The organism is Mesorhizobium sp. M1A.F.Ca.IN.020.03.2.1 (assembly GCF_004023205.1).
In the GTDB taxonomy this organism is placed as follows: domain Bacteria; phylum Pseudomonadota; class Alphaproteobacteria; order Rhizobiales; family Rhizobiaceae; genus Mesorhizobium.
The window spans coordinates 1-3,663 of record NZ_RZSV01000368.1 but is presented as its reverse complement, the minus strand read 5'-3'; the positions used below and the strand labels follow the sequence as shown (position 1 = coordinate 3,663).

Sequence of the window (3,663 nt, the reverse complement as noted above, 5' to 3'; positions counted from 1 at the left end):
TGTGCAACCTCTATCTGCAGGACCGGCGCAACAACGGCACGACGCCCCGCTGGCGCGGCGTGACGCTGCTGCACGAGATCAAGGCACGCGGCATCAAAGTGGCTGTCGCTTCCGACAACACGCGCGACCCGTTCTACGGCTATGGCGACCTCGATATGCTGGAGGTCTATCGCATGGCGACACGCATCCTGCATTTCGATCACCCTGTCGGTGACTGGCCGAAAGCGATAGCGGCGATGCCGGCCGAGGTGATGCGGCTGGAAGGTGTCGGCACTCTCGCCGCCGGCGGTAGCGCCGACTTCATCGTCTTCAAGGGACGCAGCTGGACCGAATTGCTGTCGCGGCCCGAATCGGATCGCATCGTGGTGCGCGAGGGCAGGGCGATCGAGCGCCGGCTGCCCGACTATGCTGAACTCGACGAATTGATGGTGTGATGATGGATATCGCAGCGCTGAAGCGCGATCTCGAAGGCCTCAAGATCGACGACCATCCGGCCATCGTCCAGCAGAAGAGCCGCGACTTCTACTGGTACAGCCCCGTCCTCAAACAACAGCTCGACCACGTCACCGGCGACCTGATCGTTACGCCAAAGAACGAGGACGAGGTGATCCGCGTTTTGGCCGCCTGCCACCGGCACGGCGTTCCAGTCACACCGCGCGGCAGCGGCACCGGCAATTACGGACAGGCGATGCCGCTGTCGGGCGGCGTGGTGCTCAACCTCGCCGAGATGAACGAAGTCAAGGCGATCGCGCCGGGCCGCGTGGTGACCGGGCCCGGAGCGGTTCTGGCCGACATCGATCGCGCCGCGCGGGCGCATTCCGCGCAGGAACTGCGCATGTCGCCCTCCACCTACAACACCGCCTCCATCGGCGGCTTCGTCGCAGGCGGCTCTGGCGGCGTCGGCTCGATCCGCTGGGGCGGATTGCGCGATCTCGGCAATGTCATCCGGCTGCGGACCGTGACGATGGAGGCGGAGCCGCGCGTCATGGACCTCTCGGGCGAGGACGTGCTCAAGGTGATGCATGCCTATGGCACCAACGGCATCATCACCGAGGTTGAGATGCCGCTGACGGCGTCCTACGATTGGGTCGATGTCATCGTCGGCTTCGACGATTTCATGGGTGCAGCGGGCTTCGGCAACGACCTCGCCGAGCAGGACGGCATATTGGCGAAGCTGATCACGCCGATCGCGGCACCCATTCCTTACGATTATTTCAAGCGACACCAGAAGTTCTTCCGGCGCGAGCAGAGCATCGTGGTGTGCATGATCGCGCCGCACGCGATGGATGGGTTCCTCGCGTTCGTCCGGGCCAGCAAAGGCGAAATCGTCTTCCGGGCCGACCAGGAGACCGACCTCAAGGGATTGCCGCCGGCCTACGAGCTGACCTGGAATCACACGACGCTGCGCGCCATCAGGGTCGATCCGACGATCACCTATCTGCAGGCGCGCTATCCGTCGCCGGACCATCTCGCGCACGTCAAGGCGATGGTCGACCGCTTCGGCGACGAGGTGCCGGCGCATCTCGAATTCATCCGCTTCGACGGCGCGATCGGCGCCGCCGGGCTGCCGCTGGTCCGTTTCACCACGGAAGAAAGGCTCGACGAGATCATCCGTATCCACGAGGACAATGGCTGCTGGATCTTCAACCCCCATCGCTGCACGCTGGAAGAGGGCGGCATGAAGCAGACTGACGAGGTTCAGCTTGCCTTCAAGCGCGAGACCGACCCGCAAGGATTGCTCAACCCCGGCAAGATGATTGCCTGGGAGAATCCGGGCTATGACTATCGCTCCGGCAAGCCGTTCCTGTTCAAGGGGCTGCAAAAGGCGAGGTGATCGCGATGAGCGCCCGGCGCTGCACCCTCCTCTGGCCTGTCGCCTTTGGCGACATCTCCCGCACAAGGGAGGAGATGTGGCATGGGACAACAGGGGTTTGTCGAGCTGACCTGCGGGATCCACTCCCGTGAACATCCTCGTGCTCTACGCACATCCGGTGGAGACCAGCTTCAACGCCGGACTGCATCGGACGATCGTCGAGCGGCTCGGCGCGGCGGGCCACACGATCGACGACTGCGACCTCTATGCCGAGGATTTCGATCCGCGGATGACGCGCGCAGAGCGGCTCGGCTACCACGATCAGCGCGGGCCGAACGAGGCGGTCGCCGGTTACATCGCAAGGCTTCAGAAGGCGGAAGCGTTGGTGCTGTCGTTTCCGGTCTGGAATTACGGCTATCCGGCGATCCTGAAGGGCTTCTTCGACCGCGTCTTCCTGCCCGGCGTATCGTTCAAGCTGGTCGACGGCAAGGTTCGGCCGACGCTGCACAACATCCGCAAGCTCGCGGCCATCACCACCTACGGCGGCAGTCGTTTTCGCGCCATGCTGATGGGCGATCCGCCGCGCAAAATGGTGAAGCGCACGCTGCGGGCCACCATCAAGCCAGGCGCCTCCGTCTCTTACCTCGCACACTATTCGATGAACCTTTCGACGGATCAGACGCGCAAGGCCTTCATGGCGAAGGTAGCCGCCAGCATGGATCAATTCTGATGCGCGTGCTGGTGGTCTATTGCCATCCGGTGCCGGAGAGCTATTGCGCCGCGATCCGCGACATGGCGATAGAGGTGCTGACGCGACGAGGCTGGGACGTGCGGCTGCTCGATCTCTATGCCGAGAAGTTCAATCCGGTGATGAGCTGCGAAGAGCGGCGCTCCTACAACGAGCGCGCGCCTGAGGATCCCGAGCTCAGGCCGCATTTCGAGCATCTGCAATGGGCCGAGGCGATCCTCTTCATCTACCCCACCTGGTGGTACGGATTGCCGGCGATGCTGAAGGGCTGGTTCGATCGCGTGTGGGCGACCGACATCGCCTTCAAGCTGCCGCGCGGCAGAGGCCGGATCCAATCGCTGATGACCCATGTGACCAAGGTCGGCGTCATCACCACCTGTGTCGCGCCGACGTGGTGGAGCGTCGTTGTCGGCCAGCCCGGCCGCAAGACGATCCTGCGCGGCATGCGCGCCATCTGCGCCCCCCGCTGCAAGACATTCTTCCTGGCGCACTACCTGATGGATTCCTCAACGCCGAAGAGCCGGACGGCGTTTCTGGCGAAGGTAAGGGCGAGGCTGGAAAGCTTTTGAGGATAGCTCTCTTCTCCCTGTTAAATGAGGAGAAGACGGCGGCAGCAGATGAGGGGCGGCGTCGCAAAGGTGTGGCGCTGCCCCTCATCCGCCCTTCGGGCACCTTCTCCCCGTTGAACGGGGAGAAGGGAACACTGCGCTACATCCGCACCCGTTCAGCCTTCGGGTCGTACATTGGCCTCAACGATGCTTCCGCGGCGAAACGCTCGCCTGCGATCTCGACCTCGTAGGATGAGCCCAGCACATCAGCCTCGCTCTCGCCCTCGCAGGGCACATAGCCGAGCCCGATCGCGCCGCCGAGATGGTGGCCGTAATTGCCCGAGGTGATCGGACCGACGATCATGCCGTCGCGCAGGATTGCTTCGTTGTGGAATAACAGGGGCTGCGGGTCCTTGAGGCGGAACTGCACCAGCCTGCGGCTCAACCCGGCTTCCTTCTTCCTGAGCACCGCGTCACGACCGATGAAGTCGCTCTTGGCCGTCTTCACCGCGAAGCCAAGGCCTGCCTCCAGCACATGGTCCTCGTCGGTGATG

The 3,663-nt window shown here is 63.6% G+C and carries 5 protein-coding genes; 4 read left to right on the top strand and 1 reads right to left on the bottom strand.

Annotation, left to right across the window (positions count from 1 at the left end):
• From EOA79_RS30685 to EOA79_RS30670, 4 genes are all read left to right on the top strand, one after another.
• A partial coding sequence (locus EOA79_RS30685) for an amidohydrolase family protein (RefSeq protein WP_164894026.1) occupies window positions 1-434 on the top strand: 434 nt, incomplete at its 5' end.
• 2 nt (window positions 435-436) lie between these two features.
• Window positions 437-1,834, top strand: coding sequence for an FAD-binding oxidoreductase (locus tag EOA79_RS30680; protein ID WP_095825692.1), 1,398 nt, complete (start codon window positions 437-439; stop codon window positions 1,832-1,834).
• A gap of 127 nt (window positions 1,835-1,961) precedes the next feature.
• Window positions 1,962-2,543, top strand: a complete 582-nt coding sequence (locus EOA79_RS30675) for an NAD(P)H-dependent oxidoreductase (RefSeq protein WP_067329247.1) — start codon at window positions 1,962-1,964, stop codon at window positions 2,541-2,543.
• Entirely contained in the window at window positions 2,543-3,130 is a 588-nt protein-coding gene (locus tag EOA79_RS30670) for an NAD(P)H-dependent oxidoreductase (protein WP_128293598.1), read from the top strand. Before EOA79_RS30675 ends, EOA79_RS30670 begins: the two co-directional genes overlap by 1 nt.
• A gap of 139 nt (window positions 3,131-3,269) precedes the next feature.
• Here EOA79_RS30670 and EOA79_RS30665 read toward each other — a convergent pair.
• On the bottom strand, window positions 3,270-3,663 hold a 394-nt coding region (locus tag EOA79_RS30665; protein WP_164894025.1), incomplete at its 5' end, for a glycine cleavage T C-terminal barrel domain-containing protein.

Bases quoted from the DNA above. Each gene is read 5' to 3' on its own strand.
- EOA79_RS30670 (WP_128293598.1), top strand. From the start codon at position 2,543: ATGCGCGTGCTGGTGGTCTATTGCCATCCGGTGCCGGAGAGCTATTGC.
- EOA79_RS30680 (WP_095825692.1), top strand. From the start codon at position 437: ATGGATATCGCAGCGCTGAAGCGCGATCTCGAAGGCCTCAAGATCGAC.